This window comes from Oceanobacillus alkalisoli (assembly GCF_021556485.1).
Taxonomy (GTDB): domain Bacteria; phylum Bacillota; class Bacilli; order Bacillales; family Amphibacillaceae; genus Oceanobacillus; species Oceanobacillus alkalisoli.
In genome coordinates this window covers 1-255 of the sequence record NZ_JAKGBW010000119.1, presented here as the reverse complement: position 1 = coordinate 255, position 255 = coordinate 1, and the positions used below count along the sequence as shown (strand labels likewise).

Genomic DNA, 255 nt, shown 5'->3' with positions numbered 1-255 from the left:
ATTGCGATTTCTTTAGAAATCGAAGGTTACAGAGACTTGCCTCATGAAGAAGTAATCAATGAAAAATATAAGGATATCGTAGCTCCAGAGCGTAATCAAGATATCTACTTAGATGTTCTTCAAGGAGGTAAATAAGATGACAGAATTCTATCAGGAGCTACAAGAAAAATGTAGAGCTTTAAGATTAGCAGAAACAGCAAAGGAACTACCAAGCATGCTTAGAGAAGCTGAATCAAAGGGATTAACTTACTCCGA

1 pseudogene is annotated in these 255 nt (G+C 36.1%); it reads left to right on the top strand.

What is annotated here, in order from left to right:
- Positions 1–136: 136 nt before the first annotated feature.
- A pseudogene (locus LZD48_RS19300) lies at positions 137–255 on the top strand (ATP-binding protein); the annotation flags it as partial.